The sequence below is a fragment of the Acinetobacter courvalinii genome (assembly GCF_014635545.1).
Lineage (GTDB): Bacteria > Pseudomonadota > Gammaproteobacteria > Pseudomonadales > Moraxellaceae > Acinetobacter > Acinetobacter courvalinii.
In genome coordinates this window covers 1-2,646 of sequence record NZ_BMDA01000013.1, presented here as the reverse complement: position 1 = coordinate 2,646, position 2,646 = coordinate 1, and the positions used below count along the sequence as shown (strand labels likewise).

Sequence of the window (2,646 nt, the reverse complement as noted above, 5' to 3'; positions counted from 1 at the left end):
AACTTTGCTGGTAATGCCGGTGCAGACGTTCACCGTAACTTGGGTGACAAGCTCAACATCGTCGGTGGCGCTGATGCTGCAACAGCAGAAGACAAGACCAGCGGTGAAAATGTCATTACCCGTACCACAGCAGATGGCATCAAGATCGAATTGTTGAAAGATGCGAAGTTCGACAGCATCACCACTGGCGACAGCGTACTCAACAACAATGGCTTGACCATCAAAGATGGTGCAAGCATCACTAAAGATGGCATCAATGCAGGTAATAAAGTTATTACTAACGTTGCTGAAGGTTCAATTGCCAATGGTTCTAAAGATGCCGTGAATGGCGGTCAGATCAAGCATATTTCTGACAGCATCAAGAACAGCATCGGTGGTAACACTACGGTTAATCCGGACGGTAGCATCACCACGAATAACATTGGTGGTACAGGTAAAAACAACATCAATGATGCGATCAAGTCAGTTGATGACAAGGTGACTAATGGTGTAAATGACCTGACCAATAAAGGTCTCAACTTTGCTGGCAATGCAGGTAAAGACGTTCATCGTAAGTTGGGTGACAAGTTAAACATCGTAGGTGGCGCTGATGCTGCAACAGCAGAAGACAAGAGCAGCGGTGAAAATGTCATTACCCGTACGACTGAAGATGGAATCAAGATTGAATTGTTGAAAGATGCGAAGTTCGACAGCATCACCACTGGTGACAGCGTACTCAACAACAATGGCTTAACCATCAAAGATGGTCCAAGCGTTACTAAAGATGGCATTAATGCAGGTAATAAAGTCATTACCAATGTTGCTGACGGTTCAATTGCCAATGGTTCTAAAGATGCCGTGAATGGCGGTCAGATCAAGAATATTTCTGACAGCATCAAGAACAGCATCGGTGGTAACACTACGGTTAATCCGGACGGTAGCATCACCACGAATAACATTGGTGGTACAGGTAAAAACAACATCAATGATGCGATCAGCAATGTGAAAGATGCTGCAACCAAAGCGAAAACCACAGTGACTGAAGGCGACAACATTGTTGTTAAAGAAACGACCAATAAAGATGGCAGTACCAACTACGAAGTATCGACCAAGAAAGACCTGACCTTAGGCAGCGTAACGACTGGCGACAGCGTATTGAACAACAATGGCTTGACCATTAAAGATGGCCCAAGCATCACTAAAGATGGCATTAATGCAGGTAATAAAGTCATTACCAACGTTGCTGACGGTTCAATTGCCAATGGTTCTAAAGATGCCGTGAATGGCGGTCAGATCAAGAATATTTCTGACAGCATCAAGAACAGCATCGGTGGTAACACCACGGTTAATCCGGACGGTAGCATCACCACGAATAACATTGGTGGTACAGGTAAAAACAACATCAATGATGCGATCAAGTCAGTCGATGACAAGGTGACTAATGGTGTAAATGACCTGACCAATAAAGGTCTCAACTTTGCTGGCAATGCGGGTAAAGATGTTCATCGTAAGTTGGGTGACAAGTTAAACATCGTGGGTGGTGCTGATGCAGCAACAGCAGAAGACAAGACCAGTGATGAAAATGTCATTACCCGTACCACAGAAGATGGCATCAAAATCGAATTGTTGAAAGATGCGAAGTTCGACAGCATCACCACTGGCGACAGCGTATTGAACAACAATGGCTTAACCATCAAAGATGGTGCAAGCATCACTAAAGATGGCATCAATGCAGGTAATAAAGTCATTACCAATGTTGCTGACGGTGTAAATGGTAAAGATGCAGTCAATGTTGACCAGTTAACCAAAACCAAAGATGGTCTGGATAACAAGATTACTGATACCAACAACAAGTTAGACGACGCTAAAAAAGACTTGGGTAACCGTATCACAGATACCAAAGATCAGTTAACCACTCAGATTACTGATACTAAAACTGAGTTAAATAACACGATCAATAACACCAAGACTGAGCTAAATAGCAAGATTGACAACACCAAGACCGAGTTAGAAAACAAGGGCTTGAACTTTGCTGGTAATGCCGGTGCAGACGTTCACCGTAACTTGGGTGACAAGCTCAACATCGTCGGTGGCGCTGATGCTGCAACAGCAGAAGACAAGACCAGCGGTGAAAATGTCATTACCCGTACCACAGCAGATGGCATCAAGATCGAATTGTTGAAAGATGCGAAGTTCGACAGAATCACCACTGGCGACAGCGTACTCAACAACAATGGCTTAACCATCAAAGATGGCCCAAGCATCACTAAAGATGGCATCAATGCAGGTAATAAAGTTATTACTAACGTTGCTGACGGTTCAATTGCCAATGGTTCTAAAGATGCCGTGAATGGCGGTCAGATCAAGCATATTTCTGACAGCATCAAGAACAGCATCGGTGGTAACACTACGGTTAATCCGGACGGTAGCATCACCACGAATAACATTGGTGGTACAGGTAAAAACAATATCAATGATGCGATCAAGTCAGTTGATGACAAGGTGACCAATGGTGTAAATGACCTGACCAATAAAGGTCTAAACTTTGCTGGTAATGCCGGTGCAGACGTTCACCGTAACTTGGGTGACAAGCTCAACATCGTCGGTGGCGCTGATGCTGCAACAGCAGAAGACAAGACCAGCGGTGAAAATGTCATTACCCGTACC

1 pseudogene is annotated in these 2,646 nt (G+C 44.3%); it reads left to right on the top strand.

What is annotated here, in order from left to right:
- Nucleotides 1-2,646: pseudogene (locus IEV39_RS18335) on the top strand (YadA-like family protein); the annotation flags it as partial.